Consider the following 18377-nt stretch of genomic DNA (forward strand, 5'->3'; position numbering starts at 1 on the left):
AGCAAAGGATTAGAGCATGACGTCATCCGAAAACCGCTTCACACTTTTCGGCATCATGCTCTAGGGCATGTCTGACGCCGCCGACAAGGACTCCAAAACCGAAGAAGCGACGGAAAAGAAAGTCCGCGACACGATCGAACAGGGCAAGCTGCCCCATTCGAGGGAAACCGCGCTCCTCGCCTCCTTCGTCGCCATACTGGTGTTCACCGTCTTCTATGCCAAGGACGCGGTCGTCAACCTCGGCATGTTCCTGTCGATGTTCCTCGAGAAGCCCGAGGCCTGGCCGATGAACACCGAGACCGATGTCATCGATCTCTACAAGATCGTCATGCTGGAAGTGGGCCGCGCGGTCGTCAGCCTGCTGGTGCTTTTGACCGTCGCCGGCATCGGCGCCTCGGTGCTCCAGAACATCCCGCAATTCGTCGGCGAGCGGATCAGGCCGCAGCTTTCGCGCATTTCGATCACCAAGGGCTGGAACCGGATGTTCGGTGCCCAGGGCTGGGTCGAGTTCCTGAAATCCCTGGCAAAGGTCGGCTTCGCCATTGCCGTGCTCACCTTCACGCTGTCGGAGGATCACCGCAAGCTGCTTGCCGGGATGATCACCAATCCGGTCGCTTTCGGCCTCGTTATCCGCGGCATCGCGGTCGACATATTGGTGGCGATCGTCTTCGTCATGGGGCTGATCGCGGCGATCGACATCGTCTGGTCGCGCTTCCACTGGAAGCAGGACCTGCGCATGACCAAGCAGGAGGTGAAGGACGAGTTCAAGCAGTCCGAGGGCGACCCGATCGTCAAGTCGCGGCTGCGCTCGCTGGCACGCGATCGCGCGCGCAAGCGGATGATGACGGCGGTTCCGCGCGCGACGCTGATCATCGCCAACCCGACCCACTTCTCGATTGCGTTGAAATATGTGCGCGACGAAGATTCGGCGCCGCTCGTGGTGGCCAAGGGGCAGGATCTGGTAGCGTTGAAAATCCGCGAGATCGCGAAGGAGCACAACATTCCGATCTTCGAGGACGTGACGCTCGCCCGCTCCATGTACAAGCAAGTTTCGGTCGATAATGTGATCCCGTCGCAATTCTACCAGGCCGTCGCCGAACTGGTGCGGATCGTCTACTCGAAAAAGGCTGAGCGCAGACAGATTTCATGAATCGCCAACCGCACGCAAAATCCCGCGAGATCATCGTCGCCAGCGCCATCGAGCAGGTGGTTGGCGAACTGAGATTGATCGATGTCGCCGACTACATCGCCTTCATCCGGCTGGAGCATTTCGCCTGCCTGTCGGATCTGGTCGATTCAGCGGTGGAGCTGTTCTTCATGCCGGGCACGCTCAAACTCGGTCATGGCGGCGAGGCGCATGTCGACTGGAGCGGCAGTCCGCGCATCGTGCTCGACCTCGAACTCAGGCCACCAGGGGTGACCGTCTATTTCCAGCTGACGCTGAGCGAGACCGGCAATTCGGTCGCGGTCAACTACGTGTCGTTCGAAAAGCCCGGCGAGGACCCCGAGCACAATACGGCGCTGCTGGAGGCAGTGATCGAACAGGCCCGGATTCGCAAGGTCGAGCCTATGGCCTTCTGAACGCCCTGTCAGGCGGCAGCTGTTACTCGATCAGGCCCAGCCGCAGCGCCTTGGCGACCGCCTGGTTGCGGTTGACGGCGTTGAGTTTCTGCGTCGACTGGGTCAGGTACTGGTTGGCCGTGTGGACCGACAGCTTCAGAAGCCGCGCGATTTCCTCGCTGGTGTTGCCGTTGGCGGTCAGCTTCAGGCATTCGAGTTCGCGCTTGGAGATGGCGCGCATCCTGCCTGCATCGCCCGGACGGATACGCGCGACAGCGGCGAACAGGGAAAAGCAGCGGGCGTGGATTTCGTAGAGCGCATCCTGCGGCAGCGTGATCTCCGATCCCAGGAAGACGACAAGGCCGCATTGACCGCGATCGGCATGGACGGGAAAGGCAATGCCGCTGGTGCCGGGCGCCAGGGGGGATATTTGCGCGGTCCAGGCGAGGTTGCCGAACATCTCGGCCATGGTCGCGACGCCGTCATCGGTCCACCAGCGTGGCTCCGTCGAGTTGTGGGCGTGGCGCACGATCTCCTCGCCATTGGCGCCCGAGATGAACTTCGTCGCCACGGCAACGCCGGGATAGTCGGAATCGAAACACGGCACCAGCCGGGCCCGCTCCGGCGACGGGCTGACGAAATACAGGCCGAAGCCCGAGGCGTTGATGTCGACTGATATCCAGCGGCAGCGGCGCACGGCATCGGGAATGGTGACGGCGTGATGTGTTTCAGAACTGAGCGAGAAAGCCCCGAAGGGACTGCGCTGCTCGTTGAAAAGGGCCTCCGCGGTGTCCTTGATGTCGGCGTGTTTCAAATGATGCCACTCCTGATCGCCGTGGCGATGGCCATCGCACGGTTGCTGGCCGCGAATTTCTGGATGGCGTGGGTGATGTAGCTGTTGACGGTGTTGGAGGAGACGCCAAGGATGACCGCCACCTCATCGGTGGTCTTGCCTTCCGAGACCCAGAACAGGCATTCGCGCTCGCGATCGGACAGCGGATCCTGCATGGCGGCGGCGGCGATCAGCTGCGGGATATGCGAGAGCGCGTAGCAGCATTTCAACTGCGCCTTCATTAGCGCCGGCTGGTCGATCTGGCCTGATGTCGCCGCCGAGAACAGGGCGAACAGACGCTGGCGGCCGACATTCAGCCGCAGCGAATAGATCTCGGCATGGCCGAGGACATCGAGAAGGCGGGCCTCTTCGCCGGAGACCAGCCCGTCGGCATCGGGCGCCTCGGCCGCCACCAGCGGTCTAGGCCGGATGCCGGGCGCGACCGTGAGGGTCCCCTGGGCAAGACTGGCGATCAGCCGCTTGCCGATCAGTTCGATGGCGTCGAAGATCCAGTTTGAGGAGACGATGCGCGCGTCGTTGCGGTCCTGATCGTGGACGATGGCAACCAGCATGTAGCTGTCGGCCCCGATCTCGGCGGTCAGCTCCATGAAGAAGCTGGTCAAATCACCGCGCGACGTCAGGCGCGAGCCCAATGTGTCGGATTGAAGAAGCGCGGCGGGACTGCTCATTTGCTGCTTTTTGGCCGGAATCGTTTCTGCCGCCCGGATGCTGGAGACCAGCCGCCGAACCCTAAAACGCGTTACTTCTACGAGACACACACGAGGCGCGGGGCCGCGCCCAACCAGACGGAATCCATTCAGGGAACGCGAAGACATCCGCGTCTGGCGCCGGAAAAATCCGGAACGTGAGACTTTGGGTGGTCGCCGCGCCCCCCGAGGACCGGCTGATTCGGGTCTAATCTACTCGCAGATGAATCCGACATCAAACGCGATTTGACAAAATCGAATCCGGCGGACTCGCATGCGACTCAGAGGTCGATTTTCGCGGCCTTCGAGCGTGTGAAAATGCCGGGACTGCGCAAGCCCGCCATATCCGCGCGCTGCCAGTTGCGATAGATTCGCAAGCGCCGAAGGGGTGGGCACCTGCGGCAACGGAGTTCGTAGCTGCATTATGGCCGCGGTCGTCCGCGGCAGTGCCATGCGGGCTCCTGGCATCTTTTGTTTCGGGGGGAAACGATGAGCGATTCATTTCGGGAAGTTACTTCAGTCTCGTGGTTCGGACGGATCAAGCGCGCGGTCGGTGGGGTCGTCTTCGGCCTGCTCCTGATCGTGCTGATGGTGATAGGGCTGTTCTGGAACGAGGGCCGCGCGGTGCAGACGGCGCGCTCGCTGGCCGAAGGCGCCGGCGCCGTGGTCTCGATCGACGCCGGCAGCGTCGATGCCGGCAATGACGGCAGACTGGTGCATGTCAGCGGGCCGGTGACGGCCGATAGCGGCCTGTCCGATCAGGATTTCGGCATCGTCGCGCAAGGACTGCGTTTGTCGCGCAGCGTCGAGATGTACCAGTGGAAGGAGGAGTCCAAATCCGAAACCACCAAGAAGCTTGGCGGCGGCGAGGAGACGGAGACCACCTACAGCTATTCGAAAGTGTGGGACGACAGCCAGATCGACTCTTCGGACTTCAAGAAACTGGACGGCCATCAGAATCCGCCGATGGCGATCCACAGCCGCGCCTTCCAGATCCCCGAAGGCAAGCTCGTCGCCTTCGACCTGGATACGCCGGTGCTCGACCGCATCGACGGTGACAAGGCGTATGCGCTGTCCTCAAGCCAGTCGGCGGCGATCAAGGCCGCCTATACCGGCACGAAGCCGCTCAGCATCGTCGACGGCAGGATCTATCTCGGCAGCGACAACACGACACCCGCACTGGGCGACTACCGCATCGGCTACGAACTGGCGCCGCTCGGCGTGGTCAGCATTGTGGCACGGCAGGCCGGCAGCCGGTTCGAGCCCTACCAGACGCAAGCGGGCGATGCACTGCTGATGGTCGATACCGGCAACGTGCCGGCCGACAAGATGTTCGCCGAGGCGGTGAGCGCCAACACGCTGATCACCTGGCTGCTGCGCGCCGCCGGCCTCTTGCTGCTGACCATCGGCTTTGCCCTGTTGCTCGGCCCGATCGGCGTGATCCTCGACGTCATCCCGTTCCTCGGCAGCATGGCGCGGATGGGAACCGGCGTCATCGCCTTCTTCCTGGCGATCCTGGTCGGCACGACGACGATCGCGATCGCCTGGTTCTGGTATCGGCCGGTTCTGGCGGTAGGCATACTGGCGGCCGGCGTCATCGCGGCGGCGGCGGTCTACTATCTCGGCCGCTCACGCAAGGCGGCCGCACCGATGGCCACGCCGAGCACCGGCACCGCAACGTAGCTTGCAAAAAAGGGCTGATATGCCGCCCTTTTTTCGTACCTGTTGTTGTCCGCTGTGGGTTCGCGCAGGCCTACCGGTCCTCGAAGCCGGTCAGCACGCCGACGGCGTTGATGCCGATCTCCTCCACGGCATAGCCGCCTTCCATGACGAACAGGGTCGGCAGGCCGAGTTTGGCGATGCGGCGGCCGATCTTGGGATAGTCGGGGCTTGTCAGCTTGAACTGGCTGATCGGGTCCTTCTCGAAGGTGTCGACGCCGAGCGAGACGATGACGATGTCGGGCGCGTAGGCGGCGAGCCTGGCGCAGGCATCCTCCAGCGAGGCGTTCCAGGCGTCCCAGTCGGTGCCGAACGGCATGGGATAGTTGATGTTGAAGCCTTCGCCGGCGCCCGCACCGCGCTCATCGGCATGGCCGAGGAAGAACGGGTATTCGACCATCGGATCGCCATGCAGATTGAGGACCTGCACGTCAGCGCGGTCATAGAAGATCTCCTGCGTGCCGTTGCCGTGGTGGTAGTCGACGTCGAGGATGGAGATACGTGTGGCACCCTGGTCGAGGAACCACTGCGCGGCGACGGCGGCGTTGTTGATGTAGCAATAGCCACCCATGAAGCCTGCGCCGGCATGGTGGCCCGGCGGGCGGCAGAGCGCGAAGGCCGACCTCTCGCCGCCCTTGACCAGGCCGGCCGCGGTCAGCGCCACGTCATAGGACGATTTGATAGCGGCCCACGTGCCTTCGACGAAGGTGGCGCCGGCGTCGAAGGAATAGTAGCCGAGCAGCGCATCGACACGCTTTGGCGGCACGTCGCCGCGCAGGCCGCGCGTCGGCCAGGTGAAGGGCATGGCCGTGCCCTCGTGACCGGAGGCCACCCATTGCGGCCAGACCGTCGGCAGGAAGTCGATATAGTCTGATTTGTGGATGCGCTTGGCGGCGGCAAGATCATGCTCGAGCGGCAGGACGACCGGACCGAGCTTCTCGCTTTCGACCCGCGCCTTGATGAATTCGGCCCGCGAGGGCTTTTCAAAACCAGGCACGATGGCTGAGGTGACCAGTTCCATCTGGCCGGCATGGCCAGCATGAAGCGGCGAATAGACAGTCTTCATGAAATTCCTCTCGAAATGCGAAATCAGTCCAGGTTGAGATAGGGGCTCACCAGCGCGAGCCACATCGTTTCGACATCGTCCTCGATGAGGTCGTATGTCCTGCGATCTCTCTTCAATCCGACAAGCCGGCAGGCGTGCCCGACCTCCATCATCACCACACCGAGCCGTTTGGCGATCTTGTCTTCGAGAGCAGGATTCACATGCCGCAGCCAGGCGGCGTAAAGCGCTATGATCTGCTCGTCATATTCGTCCTGGATAGGCCTGAGATCGGCGTTGCCGGATATCGCCTCGATCACTGGCATCAGGGTCGCGTTCTCGAGATAGATACTAGACGTGTCGATGAAAAGCTTGCGCACTTCGCGCCGGAATTCTTCGCGGTTGGTGGGCCGGGGGACCTTGATGCGCTTCTCGATCACCTCCGGAAAGGAGGACAGCCAGCGCCGGGCGAGGTCCAGAAGAATGGCTTCCTTGTTGGGAAAGTATTGATAGACCGAACCGACCGACAGGCCCGCGCGCTGTGCAATGGCGAGCGTCGTCGGCGTCCTGGTTCCTTGCTCCCGCGTCAAGATCAGCGCCGCGTCGAGAATCCGGTCGACCACCTTGCTCGACCGTTGCTGTCGCGGCTGCTTGCGCGGCTCGAGCGCTATCCTGGTTTTGCGGTCGAGACTGCGCTTCACTGCTTGGTGTCCTCGTTCCCCGCCTGGTCCCAACACAGGGGCAGGGTGCTGTCCACAATACATTCTAAATTCCGCATGTTGACAAACGCGAATAATCAGTCGCATTCTTTATCCACGCTGTCCCTAGGGATAACAAGGGGAATTTCGAAGGCAGCGGACTGGCATCGTTTTTTGTTCCGTGGCGCCGCTCCGGTGGAGTGGCAAGTCGTTGAGCGCAGGGCTGTCGGTCTCAGTCGGTCATCAAAAGCGCGGAGTCGCGATGTCTGTTACGGGTGCGGGTCACAATGCGGATCTGATCGTCATCAATGGTCGTGTGCTGACCATGGACGGTGGCAATCCCGTAGCCGAGGCCGTCGCCGTCAAGGATGGCGCCATCATCGCCGTTGGCAGCCGCGCCGCCATCGAAGAGCTCAAGGGAACGGCCACGCAGGTGATCGACGCCAAGGGTGGTTCGGTCCTGCCCGGTTTCATCGAAGCCCATATGCATCTGTTCTCGGGAGGGGCCGAGCTCGCGCATCTTCAGCTTGGCGGCGTCCATGGCTTCGAGGCTCTGAAAAAGGCGATCCGCGACTATGCATCGACCAAGCCCGAGGCGAAAATGCTGGTCGGGCAGGGCGTCGACTACACCGTGCTCGGCGACGAGCGGGTGACGCGCCACCATCTCGACGCGATCCTGCCGGATCGCCCGTTCTGCATGGCCGCGCCCGATCACCACACGATGTGGGCCAACACCAAGGCGCTGGAGATGGCGGGCATACTGCATGGCCGCGCGCTTGGTCCGGGCAATGAAATCGTCATGGGCGACGATGGCCTGGCAGCCGGCGAATTGCGCGAGGGCGAGGCCTTCGGCCCGGTGCTCGATCTTGCCGGCGAGGGCCGTGTGCGGCTGGGGCTGGCGACCGGTGGCGAGCCGGATCCCATGCCGTCCGCGGCCGAACGCGCCGCCGACCGCGACATCATGCGGCGCGGCCTTGCCTGGTGCGCGCGCCACGGCATCACCTCCATCCAGAACATGGACGGCAATCTCTACCAGCTCGAACTGCTGGCCGAGATCGACGCCGAGGAGGGATTGCCCTGCCGTGTGCAGATACCCTTCCACTACAAGAATTTCATGACGCTCGACATGCTCGACAAGGCATCGGTCATGACCGAGCGCTACAACAGCGAATGGCTGTCGTCGGGCATGGTCAAGGTGTTCTATGACGGCGTGCTCGATTCCTGGACGGCGGTCATGGTCGAGCCCTACGCCGACCGTCCGGACTGGGTGGGCGAGCCGCTGTTCACGCCGCAACAGTTCATCGATCTGGCCGTTGCCGTCGACAAGCGCGGCCTGCAGATCGCCGTGCACTCGATCGGCGACGGCGCGGTGCGTGCGGTGCTCGACGGCTACGAGGCGGCGCAAAAGGCCAATGGCAAGCGCGACAGCCGTCACCGCGTCGAACATATCGAGGTCACCACCACGGCGGACGTGCCGCGTTTTGCCGAACTCGGCGTCATCGCCTCGATGCAACCGCCGCATCCGCCTGGCGCCATGGATTTCCCGCTCGAGCCGACCGTGTCGCGCATCGGGCCGGCCCGCTGGCCGCTGAGCTATGCCTGGCGAACCCTGAAGAATGCCGGCGCGCATGTCGTCTTCGCCTCGGACTGGCCGGTGTCGCCGATCGATCCGATCCTGGGCATTCAGGCGGCAGTGATGCGCAAACCATGGGCAGACAGCGACCCGGACCAGAGTTTTTCGCTGCAGGAATCGATCGCCGCCTACACGGTCGAGGGCGCCTATGCCGAATTCGCCGAACACCGCAAGGGCACGCTGAAATCAGGCTATATGGCCGATCTGGTGGTTCTGTCGGCCGACATTGAGAAGACGGCGCCGGCCGATCTGCACAAGGTGCGCCCGGTGACGACGATTTGCGGCGGCAAGATCACCTTTCAGGCCTGACAATGGCATGAGGCTTGCTGGCTAAATACGGACTGAACTGTGATTCAATGCCGGGCTTGCCAACCTACCGGGCGTGTGGTCACATCGAACAGGGGAACAGCTCCGCCAGCAAGAGCGGGGTCAACAGTGAGGCGTAATCGTGCCGGACAAACCGGATCGGAATGCGATTGAAGTAGTAAACGTCAGTAAAATTTTCGGATCGGGTGAGGGGCAGGTCGCTGCCCTCGACAAGGTCTCGGTATCCATTCGCGAGAACGAGTTCTTCACGCTGCTGGGACCGTCCGGCTGCGGCAAGACCACCCTTTTGCGGCTGATCGCCGGCTTCGACTTTCCAACCGCCGGTGAAATCCTGCTCTACGGTCAGGACATCGCGCCGCTGCCGCCCTTCAAGCGGCCGGTCAACACCGTCTTCCAGTCCTATGCGCTGTTCCCGCACATGACGGTGGCCGACAATATCGGTTTCGGCCTGGAGATGCTCGGCAAGCCCAAGGCCGAGATCAAGGCGCGCGTCGCCGAGATGCTCAAGCTGGTCAAGATGGAAGCGCTGGCCGGCCGCCGCACCGCCCAGATTTCCGGTGGCCAGCAGCAGCGCGTGGCGCTGGCCCGGGCGCTGGCGCCCCAGCCGAAAGTGCTGTTGCTCGACGAACCGCTCTCCGCACTCGACTACAAGCTGCGCAAGGAGATGCAGATCGAGTTGAAGCGGCTGCAGCACGAGACCGGCATCACCTTCATCTTCGTCACCCATGACCAGGAAGAAGCGCTGACCATGTCGGACCGCATCGCGGTGATGTCGTCGGGCAAGATCCTGCAGGTCGGCTCGCCCTGGGATATCTACGACAAGCCGGCCGAGCGCTTTGTCGCCGACTTCATCGGCGAGACCAATTTCCTTACCGCCGCCATATCCGGTAGCGGCAACGGCAGGGCGCGCGCGACGCTCAAATCCGGGACGACCATCGAGGCGACCGTTGCCGAGGGGTTCCAGCCGAAGGACAACGCCACCGTGGTGGTGCGGCCCGAGCATGCCAAGCTGACCAAGGACAAAGGGGACCTGTCGGGCACGGTCGAGAACATCGTCTATTTCGGCACCGACACGCATATCCATGTCCAGCTCGACGGCGGCGAGGCCTTCACCGTGCGCCAGCAGAATACGCGCAGCGCCGGCTGCGGTTTCGAGCGCGGCGACAAGGTCGGCATCCTGATCGGCAACGATGCCGCGCAAGTGCTGAGGGACTGATGGCCACCGCGGAAGAAGTCGCCAAGGCAGCGGAACGGCGCGACATCCGTGACCGCTGGCTTTTGTCAGCGCCGGCGCTGCTGGTCATCCTGCTCGCCGCGACCGGCCCCTTGCTGATCGTGCTCGTCTATTCGTTCCTGACGCCCGGCGCCTATGGCGACGTGAAATGGCAGTTTTCGCCCGACGCCTGGGTGTCGGTGTTCATGGAACGCGACATTTTCGACGACACGCTCTCGCTCGCGGCGGCGCATGTCACCATCTTCTGGCGCTCGATCAAGCTTGCGGTGGTGACGACGCTGGCCACTTTGGCGCTGGGTTTCCCGACCGCCTATTTCATGGCGACGCGCAGCGAGAAGACCAGGGATCTGTGGCTGTTCCTGATCACCATCCCGTTCTGGACCAACCTCCTGATCCGCACCTTCGCCGTGCTGCAGATCATCCGCAACGAAGGCATCATCAACACGATCCTGCTCAAGCTCGGCATCATCTCGGCGCCGATCCAGATCCTCTACACCGACACCGCGATCCTGATCGGCATGGCCTATGTCTACCTGCCGCTGATGGTGCTGCCGATCTATGCCAGCATGGAGAAGCTCGATTTCCGCCTGGTCGAGGCCGGCTATGATCTCTACGCGACACGGTTCAAGGTGCTGCGGAAGATCATTTTCCCGCTGGTCAAACCAGGCGTCATTGCCGGCTCGATCCTGGTCTTCATTCCGGCCCTCGGCGCCTATGTGACGCCGGTCGTGCTTGGCGGCGGCAAGAACATGATGCTGTCCAACCTGATCGAATTGCAGTTCGGACAGGGCCGCAACTGGCCACTTGGCTCGGCGCTGTCGATCACGGTGATGGTCATCGTCATGCTGGCGTTGCTTGCCTATGTGCGCAACGCCGGCAAGTCAGGGGTGCGTCATGGCTAGCAATTTCTCCATCAAGCACCAGCCGGGCTTCACGACGATCGCGGCGACCTGCTTCATCGTGCTCTATTTGCCGATCATCGTGCTGGTCGCCTACGCCTTCAACGCGGCGAGCTCGACATCCGAATGGGGTGGCTTTTCGCTGCGATGGTTCCAGTCGGCATACCAGAACACACAGGTCATCGACGCAACGCTGAGGTCGTTCCAGATCGGGGCCATCGCGGCAGTGCTGTCGACCATCTTCGCCACCATGGCGGCACTTGCCACCACGCGCACCGCCGCGTATCCCGGCCTCACCTTCAAATATGCGGCAATCAACCAGCCGCTGATGGTGCCCGAGATCGTCACCGGCGTGGCGCTGCTGATCTTCTTTTCGCGCATCAAGATCTTCACCGGCTATTCCGGCCTCGGCTACCTGATCGCCGCGCATACGGCGTTCTGCATCCCGTTCGCCTATCTGCCGATCCGCGCACGGCTGGAGAATATGGACCTGACGCTGGAACGCGCCGCGGCCGATCTTTACGCGACCCCGTGGAAGACCTTCCGCCGCATCACGCTGCCGCTTTTGTGGCCCGGTATCCTTGCCGGCCTGATGCTGGCCTTCGTCATCTCGCTCGACGACGTCGTCATCACCGAGTTCGTCAAATCCGGTGGCCAGGACACTTTGCCCACTTACATGCTCGGCCAGATCCGCCGCGGCGTCACACCCGAGATCAACGCGATATCGACCGCTTTCCTGCTGCTTTCGGTCGCGATCGTCACGTTGTTTTTCTTCGTCAGCAGGAAACGAGACTGAAAACCGATAATGGGAGTTAGAACGATGAACTGGAAGACAACGGCGACCGCCATGGGGTTGGCGCTGCTCGCTTCGACGGGCCTCGCCCGCGCCGAGGGCGTGCTCAACATCTACAATTGGGGCAACTACACCAGCCCCGACGTGATCAAGAAGTTCGAAGACAAATACAACATCAAGGTGACCATCACCGACTACGATTCCAACGACACCGCGCTCGCCAAGGTTCGCCAGGGCGGTACCGGCTTCGACATCGCCGTGCCGTCGCAGACCTATGTGCCGATCTGGATCAAGGAAGGCCTCCTGCTCGAGACCGATCCGGGCAAGATGGAGAACTTCAAGAACGTCGCGCCGGAATGGGCCAATCCTGAATTCGATCCGGGCCGCAAATATTCGGTGCCGTGGGCCTGGGGCACGATCGGCGTTGTCGTCAACACCGATGCCTACAAGGGGCCGGCCGATACGTGGGGTATCGTGTTCAACACGCCCGACGAGCTGAAGGGCAAGGTCAACGTCGTTCCCGAGATGAACGATGTCATCTTCGCGGCGATCAAATATGTCGGCGGCCAGCAATGCACCGACGACAAGGCGGTGCTGAAGAAGGTGCGCGATCTGCTGGTGGCGGCCAAACCGAACTGGATCGCGATGGAATACAACACCATCGAGAAGATGGGCGCCGGCGACTTCAAGGCAACCAGCGACTGGAACGGCTCGGCGTTGCGCCAGCGTCTGGCCAATGCGGCCATCCATTACAACTATCCGAAGGAAGGCTTTGGCCTGTGGAGCGACAACGTCGTCGTCCTGAAGGAGGCCAAGAACGTCGAGAACGCCAAGCTGTTCCAGAACTTCATCATGGATCCGGAAAACGCGGCCGGCCTCTCGGCCTTCCATCGCTACGCCAACGCCATCACCGGCTCGGACAAATACATGCCGGCCGACATGAAGGACGCGCCGGAAGTCGTCATTCCGGCCGACGCCAAGCCGAAAGGCGAGTTCCAGAAGATGTGCGGGCCGGAAACGCAGGAACTCTACACAAAGATCTGGACCGAACTGCAGAAGTAATCGCTGCATGCCGGACCCGGCGGCGTACGCCGCCGGGTCTTTTCTTTTCCGGGAATGCCTTTCATGGACTCCTATCGCGACAGCGATCCGCGGCCGCCTATCATGCGGGGTTCGCCGCCCATCTTGGTGCCGCCGAAGCTCGACTGGGACCGGCCGCCATGGAACCGCTGGGCGTTCCAGCACATCAGGGAAATTCTGCCGACCGCCGAAGTCTGGCGCGGCAATGGCCACCGCCATCGTCTCGAACGCGCCGAGACCGATCTCGACGGGCTGCCGGTCGAGGACAGCGAGGGCAGGCCCTCGACGCTCGCCGGGCTGCTCGACGAGACCTATACGGATGGGTTCCTCGTGCTCAAGCAAGGCCGGATCGCCTATGAGCGCTATTTCAACGGCATGGACGAGCGCACGCTGCATCTGTCGCAGTCGATGGCCAAGTCCATCACCGGCTCGGTGTTCGGCATATTGGCCGGGCGCGGCCTGATCGATCCGGCCAGGCCGGTCACAGATTACCTGCCTGAACTCGGCGCCACGGGCTGGGCCGGCGCCAGCGTCCAGCATGTGCTCGACATGACGACGGGCGTGCGTTTTTCCGAAGAGTATACCGACCGTTATTCCGACATCGGCCAGGTCGATGTCGCCACCGGCTGGAAGCCGGTGCCGCCGGGCAGCGATCCGGACTTCCGCTGGCCCTCGCATATGTTCGAGCTGATCCTGGGCTTGAAGCACAAGGTCCGGCCGCATGGTGCTGCGTTTGAATACCGCTCGATCGAGACCGACGTGCTCGCCTTCATCATGGAGCGGGTGACCGGCAAGCGTCTGGCGCAGCTGATCTCGGAGGAACTTTGGCAAAAGCTCGGCGCCGACGAAAGCGCCTGCTTCACCGTCGACAGCGCCGGCTATGCGCTGGCCGATGGCGGCTTCAACGCGACGCTGCGCGACTATGGCCGCTTTGGGCAGCTGATCCTCGACAATGGCGGCGGCATCGTGCCGGCCGGATGGATCGAGGCGACACGCAATGGCAGGCACGGCCCTGATTTCTCCGCCAGCCTGCCGCAGGGCAGCTACCGCAACCAGTTCTGGATCGAGAATCCCACCTCGCGCGCGCTGATGTGCCGGGGCGTGTTCGGGCAGATGATCCATATCGACTGGAATACGGGGATGGTCGTGGTGAAGCTTTCGACCTGGCCGGATTTCAGCAATCTCGCCTACTCCACGGCGACGCTGAAGGCCGTGCACGCCATCGCCGCCGCACTGCTCTAAGCCCCCACAAGAAACGACCCGGAAGGAAACGCCATGACCGGCAAGACCGCGTTCGAGATCCGCTACGGCTTCGCCCGCAACCAGGTGTTGCTTTCCAACTGGCGCGAAAACCCGTTCAACCGATGGTCGTTCCAGAACCTTGGCGAACTGGTGCCGACGGCACGCGTGGCCGCGGCATCGGCTGCTGCCGAGGCACCCGCGAAGGATTTTGCTGGTTTGCTCGGCGAAAAGGTTTCGGTGGCCAGCAAGCCGGAAACGGTGGCTGAATTCCTCGCGCGCTCCAGCACCGACGCGCTGACGGTGATGAAAGGCGGCAAGGTGATCGGCGACTGGTTCGCGCCGCACATGGATTTCGGCGTCCGCCACATCATCTTCTCGATCAGCAAGTCGGTGACCGCCATCGTCGCCGGCATATTGGAAGGCGAGGGGGTGTTCGATCCGGAAGCGCCGGTGACGACCTACATTCCGGAAGCCGCCGGCTCGGCCTATGGCGATGCGAGCACGCGCCATGTGCTCGACATGAGCGTCAGCCTCGATTTCGAGGAGGCCTATCTCGATCCGGAAAGCGCCTTTGCCCGCTATCGCCGCGCCACGCTGTGGAACCCGGGCGGCGGCACCGAAAGCCTGCGCGAATTCATCCTATCCTTGCAGCGGCTTGCCGAGCCGCACGGCCAGACCTTCCGCTATCGCTCGCCCAATTCCGACCTGCTCGGCCTGTTGCTCGAGCGCGCATCCGGCCAGCGCTTCAGCGACCTGATGCGCGAGAAATTGTGGCTGCCGCTTGGCGCTGTCAGCGAGGCCTCGATCGGCGTCGACATGGAAGGCACGGCGCGCACCGCCGGCGGCATTTCGGTGACGCCGCGCGACCTGGCGCGTATCGGCGAAATGATGCGGCAGGGCGGCACCGTCAATGGCCGCCGCATCGTCCCGGAGGCCTGGGTGCGTGATACTGTCAGCACTGGCGGCAGTGCGGAAGCCTGGAAGCGCGGCACCATGCTTCCGCTGTTCCCGCAAGGCCGCTATCGCAACAAATGGTACCAGTCAGGCAAGCCGAGTGGCGCCTATTGCGGCATCGGCATTCATGGCCAGTGGCTCTATGTCGATCCGAAGGCGGAGGTAGTCATCGCCAAGATGTCGTCGCAGCCTGAGCCGGTCGATGACCCGCTTGATCTCGAAATCGTCGCCTTCTTCGAGGCGCTGACCCAACTGGTCTGAGCCGTCGGGCGCGGCTTCGTTGCCGCATGCTTTCCTGTGGACCGCCGGCGACGGTTGAAAACGTCGCGGTTGGCGAGACAGGCGTCTGCGCCTATGGTCGCCGCTCTTTGGTGAGAGCAGGAACGACATGGCATCCGACATCAAGCGTATCGCAGCCATCATCGCGGCGGAGATCAAGGCGCGGCCCGAACAGGCGGCGGCGGCGATCGAACTGCTCGACGAGGGCGCGACGGTGCCGTTCGTGGCGCGCTACCGCAAGGAGGTGACCGGCGGGCTGGACGACACGCAGCTGCGCGACCTTGCCGAGCGGCTCGCCTATCTGCGCGAGCTCGACGCCCGCCGCGACACCATCCTCGGTTCGATCCGCGAACAGGGCAAGCTGACCGAGGAACTGGAAACCAAGATCGCGGCGGCGGCGACAAAGGCGGAACTCGAAGACATCTATCTGCCCTACAAGCCGAAGCGCCGCACCAAGGCCGAGATCGCCAGGGAACGCGGGCTGGGGCCGCTGGCGGAGGCCATCCTTGTCAACCGTTCGCTCGTGCCTGCCGAGGCAGCGTTGGCCTACGTCACCGAGGAGGTTGCCGACACCAAGGCAGCCCTTGAAGGCGCGCGTGACATCCTGTCGGAGCAGTTCGCCGAGAATGCCGATCTGGTCGGCAAACTGCGCACCTACATGAAGGATCGTGCCTTCATGCGGGCCCGTGTCGTCGATGGCAAGCAGGAGGCCGGAGCCAAATTCTCGGACTATTTCGACCATGTCGAGCGCTGGGCAAACGTGCCGAGCCATCGCGCGCTGGCCATGCTGCGCGGCCGTAACGAAGAGGTGCTGTCGCTCGACATCGAGGTCGATGCCGACGATGCGTCGCCGGTGAAACCGGTCGAACGGATGATCGCCAATGCCTATGCGATCGGCGCCAGCCTGCCCGGCGACCGCTGGCTGATGGAGGTCGCCGGCTGGACGTGGCGCATCAAGCTCTCACTGCACCTGACGCTCGATCTGATGCGCGACCTGCGTGAACGGGCCGAGGAAGAGGCGATCCATGTCTTTGCCCGCAATCTCAAGGATTTGCTGCTGGCGGCACCGGCCGGCTCGCGGCCGACGATGGGGCTTGATCCCGGCATCCGCACCGGCGTCAAGGTGGCCGTTGTCGACGGCACCGGTAAGCTGGTGGCGACGACGACGGTCTATCCGTTCCCGCCGAAGAACGATGTGCGCGGCACGCAGGCCGAACTCGCCAAGCTCATCCGCTTGCACAAGGTCGAGCTGATTTCGATCGGCAACGGCACCGGCAGCCGCGAGACGGAGAAGCTGGTGGCGGACATGCTGTCCGACATGCCTTCGGATGGCGGCCCGAAGCCGCTGAAGGTGATTGTCAGCGAGGCCGGCGCCTCGGTCTATTCGGCTTCAGCGACGGCGGCAACGGAATTTCCCGGCCTCGACGTGTCGCTGCGCGGCGCGGTGTCGATCGCGCGGCGCCTGCAGGATCCGCTGGCCGAACTGGTCAAGATCGAACCCAAATCGATCGGCGTCGGCCAGTACCAGCACGATGTCGACCAGTACCGGCTCGGCCGCTCGCTGGAGGCGGTGGTCGAGGACGCGGTCAACGCCGTCGGCGTTGACCTCAACACCGCCTCGGCGCCATTGCTGGCGCGGGTTTCGGGCCTTGGCGCATCGCTTGCCGACGCCATCGTTGCGCATCGCGATGCGTCCGGTCCCTTCGCCAGCCGCAAGGACCTGCTCAAGGTCTCTCGCCTAGGACCTCGCGCGTTCGAACAATCCGCGGGCTTCCTGCGCATCGCCAATGGCAGCGAGCCGCTCGATGCCTCGTCGGTGCATCCGGAAGCCTATGGCGTGGCCAAGAAGATCGTCGCCGCCTGCGGCCGCGATGTGCGCTCGCTGATGGGCGACAGTGCCGCGCTCAAGGCCCTTGATCCGCGCGTCTTCGTCGACGAGCGTTTCGGCCTGCCGACGGTGCGCGACATACTGGCTGAGCTGGAAAAGCCCGGCCGCGATCCGCGCCCCGGCTTCAAGACGGCGACCTTCGCCGACGGTGTCGACGACATCAAGGACCTCAAACCCGGCATGCTGCTGGAAGGCACAGTGACCAATGTCGCCGCCTTCGGCGCCTTCGTCGATATCGGCGTCCACCAGGACGGGCTGGTGCACGTCTCGCAACTGGCCGACCGTTTCATCAAGGACGCGCATGAGGTGGTCAAGGCCGGCGATGTGGTCAAGGTGCGCGTCGTCGACGTCGACATCAAGCGCAAGCGCATCGCGCTCTCCATGCGCAAGGACGGCGGCGAGGGTGGTGCACCGCGTGGTGGCCCGCGCGACAATGGCGGCGGAAGGCCGGCGCCGCGCTCGCCAGCGCCGCAACGCCAGCCAGAAAGGCCGGCCCAGCAAGGGGCCTTCGGTGCGGCACTGGCGGATGCACTGAAGCGGAAGTAGCTACCAAGCCAGAACAGCCGGCTCCTTCTCAACCTGCTCCAGCAGCCAGTCGCGAAAGCTGGCCACCGGGGGATGGTCGCGCTTGTCGTGCGGGACGACAAGGTAATAGGCGCTGCGGCTTTGCATAGGCTCGCCTGGTGCCGGCACGAGCTGGCCGCGCTGCAATTCACCCGCGATCAGGAGCAGGGGCAACAGCGCCACGCCAAGCCCCGCCATGCAGGCCTGGGCGGCGGTGCCGAATTGTTCGAACTGCATGCCGGGTCCGGCCGGCGCGCCCAGGCCCTGATGCTCGAACCATTCGGTCCAGGCGCCGGGGCGCGTCGCCATGTGCAGCAGTGGCAGGCGGCCGACATCGGCCGGCGTGGCGATGGCGCGGCCGGCGAGGAATTCCGGCGACGCCACCGGCGCCACGGTTTCGCGCACCAGCAGCGTCGAATCGGCCTCCGGCCAGTCCGGCAGGCCATAATGGATGGCGGCGTCCAGCCTCTCCCTGGCGAAGTCGAAGCGGCCGACACGGGTGACGAAGTTGATGGTGATGTCGGGGTTGTTCTCGACGAAATCGGGGATCATCGGCATCAGCCAGCGCGTGCCGAAGGTCGGCAAAATGGCGAGGTTCAGGATGCCACTATGCCGATTGCTCATCAGTCCAAGGGCTGCGTCGCGCAACTGGCTGAGGGCTGAACGCACCGCTTCGGCGTAGATTTCCCCTTCCGTCGACAGCCGGACATTACGGCTGTCGCGCTCGAACAGACGCCGCCCGAACTGGTCTTCGAGCAGCCGGATCTGCCGGCTGACCGCGCCCTGGGTCAGGTCCAGTTCCTGCGCGGCGGCGGTGAAGGACCCGAGCCGAGCCACCGCCTCGAAGGCGGCAAGCGCACTGATGTTGGGCAGGAGGCGGCGCTGGACACTCATGATCCATTCCTAGCGCTCATTGATCCGTGAAG

16 protein-coding genes are annotated in these 18377 nt (G+C 63.5%); 11 read left to right on the forward strand and 5 right to left on the reverse strand.

Annotation, left to right across the window (positions count from 1 at the left end; genetic code table 11):
• The first annotated feature begins 67 nt into the window (after positions 1–67).
• Positions 68–1150, forward strand: coding sequence for a flagellar biosynthesis protein FlhB (gene flhB / locus ACWGS8_RS05035; RefSeq protein WP_454579872.1), 1083 nt, complete (start codon positions 68–70; stop codon positions 1148–1150).
• Complete coding sequence (locus ACWGS8_RS05040; RefSeq protein ID WP_454579873.1) at positions 1147–1581, forward strand: hypothetical protein; 435 nt, start codon at positions 1147–1149, stop codon at positions 1579–1581. Before flhB ends, ACWGS8_RS05040 begins: the two co-directional genes overlap by 4 nt.
• A 22-nt stretch (positions 1582–1603) precedes the next feature.
• Here ACWGS8_RS05040 and ACWGS8_RS05045 read toward each other — a convergent pair whose 3' ends face one another.
• Both ACWGS8_RS05045 and ACWGS8_RS05050 read right to left on the reverse strand, forming a co-directional pair.
• Positions 1604–2374 carry a response regulator transcription factor gene (locus ACWGS8_RS05045; RefSeq protein ID WP_454579874.1) on the reverse strand — a complete coding sequence of 257 codons (771 nt, stop codon included), beginning with the start codon at positions 2372–2374 and terminating at the stop codon, positions 1604–1606.
• Positions 2371–3081 carry a helix-turn-helix transcriptional regulator gene (locus tag ACWGS8_RS05050; protein WP_454579875.1) on the reverse strand — a complete coding sequence of 237 codons (711 nt, stop codon included), beginning with the start codon at positions 3079–3081 and terminating at the stop codon, positions 2371–2373. The genes ACWGS8_RS05045 and ACWGS8_RS05050 overlap by 4 nt, the downstream gene beginning before the upstream one ends.
• A 507-nt stretch (positions 3082–3588) precedes the next feature.
• On the opposite strand from ACWGS8_RS05050, the gene ACWGS8_RS05055 reads away from it, so the two are divergent.
• A complete protein-coding gene (locus ACWGS8_RS05055; protein WP_454579876.1) occupies positions 3589–4782 on the forward strand; it encodes a TMEM43 family protein in 1194 nt (397 codons plus the stop codon).
• 70 nt (positions 4783–4852) lie between these two features.
• Here ACWGS8_RS05055 and ACWGS8_RS05060 read toward each other — a convergent pair whose 3' ends face one another.
• On the reverse strand, positions 4853–5884 hold the full coding sequence (locus tag ACWGS8_RS05060) for a histone deacetylase family protein (protein ID WP_454579877.1): 1032 nt from the start codon (positions 5882–5884) through the stop codon (positions 4853–4855).
• Between the two features lie 23 nt (positions 5885–5907).
• Positions 5908–6561, reverse strand: coding sequence for a TetR/AcrR family transcriptional regulator (locus tag ACWGS8_RS05065; protein WP_454579878.1), 654 nt, complete (start codon positions 6559–6561; stop codon positions 5908–5910).
• Between the two features lie 259 nt (positions 6562–6820).
• Here ACWGS8_RS05065 and ACWGS8_RS05070 point away from each other — a divergent pair, with 259 nt between their 5' ends.
• The 8 genes from ACWGS8_RS05070 to ACWGS8_RS05105 all read left to right on the forward strand — a co-directional run bounded on the left by ACWGS8_RS05070 (position 6821) and on the right by ACWGS8_RS05105 (position 17433).
• Positions 6821–8500: an amidohydrolase gene (locus ACWGS8_RS05070; RefSeq protein ID WP_454579879.1), complete on the forward strand. Its 1680-nt coding sequence runs from the start codon at positions 6821–6823 to the stop codon at positions 8498–8500.
• 139 nt (positions 8501–8639) lie between these two features.
• Positions 8640–9734 carry an ABC transporter ATP-binding protein gene (locus tag ACWGS8_RS05075; RefSeq protein ID WP_454579880.1) on the forward strand — a complete coding sequence of 365 codons (1095 nt, stop codon included), beginning with the start codon at positions 8640–8642 and terminating at the stop codon, positions 9732–9734.
• Positions 9734–10654, forward strand: coding sequence for an ABC transporter permease (locus ACWGS8_RS05080; protein ID WP_454579881.1), 921 nt, complete (start codon positions 9734–9736; stop codon positions 10652–10654). The genes ACWGS8_RS05075 and ACWGS8_RS05080 overlap by 1 nt, the downstream gene beginning before the upstream one ends.
• Positions 10647–11447: an ABC transporter permease gene (locus ACWGS8_RS05085; RefSeq protein ID WP_454579882.1), complete on the forward strand. Its 801-nt coding sequence runs from the start codon at positions 10647–10649 to the stop codon at positions 11445–11447. Before ACWGS8_RS05080 ends, ACWGS8_RS05085 begins: the two co-directional genes overlap by 8 nt.
• Before the next feature lie 24 nt (positions 11448–11471).
• Positions 11472–12506, forward strand: a complete 1035-nt coding sequence (locus ACWGS8_RS05090; protein ID WP_454579883.1) for an ABC transporter substrate-binding protein — start codon at positions 11472–11474, stop codon at positions 12504–12506.
• Between the two features lie 63 nt (positions 12507–12569).
• A complete protein-coding gene (locus ACWGS8_RS05095) occupies positions 12570–13766 on the forward strand; it encodes a serine hydrolase domain-containing protein (protein ID WP_454579884.1) in 1197 nt (398 codons plus the stop codon).
• A gap of 33 nt (positions 13767–13799) precedes the next feature.
• Positions 13800–14981 (forward strand): serine hydrolase domain-containing protein, encoded by a 1182-nt coding sequence (locus ACWGS8_RS05100; protein ID WP_454579885.1) that lies wholly within the window; start codon positions 13800–13802, stop codon positions 14979–14981.
• 127 nt (positions 14982–15108) lie between these two features.
• Positions 15109–17433 (forward strand): Tex family protein, encoded by a 2325-nt coding sequence (locus tag ACWGS8_RS05105; protein WP_454579886.1) that lies wholly within the window; start codon positions 15109–15111, stop codon positions 17431–17433.
• On the opposite strand, the gene ACWGS8_RS05110 is transcribed toward ACWGS8_RS05105, so the two are convergent.
• The gene (locus ACWGS8_RS05110; protein ID WP_454579887.1) at positions 17434–18345 is read right to left on the reverse strand and encodes a LysR family transcriptional regulator; all 912 of its coding nucleotides are present in this window, start codon (positions 18343–18345) and stop codon (positions 17434–17436) included. It lies immediately after the preceding gene.
• Positions 18346–18377: the final 32 nt, after the last annotated feature.

The organism is Mesorhizobium sp. 43Arga, from assembly GCF_053714255.1.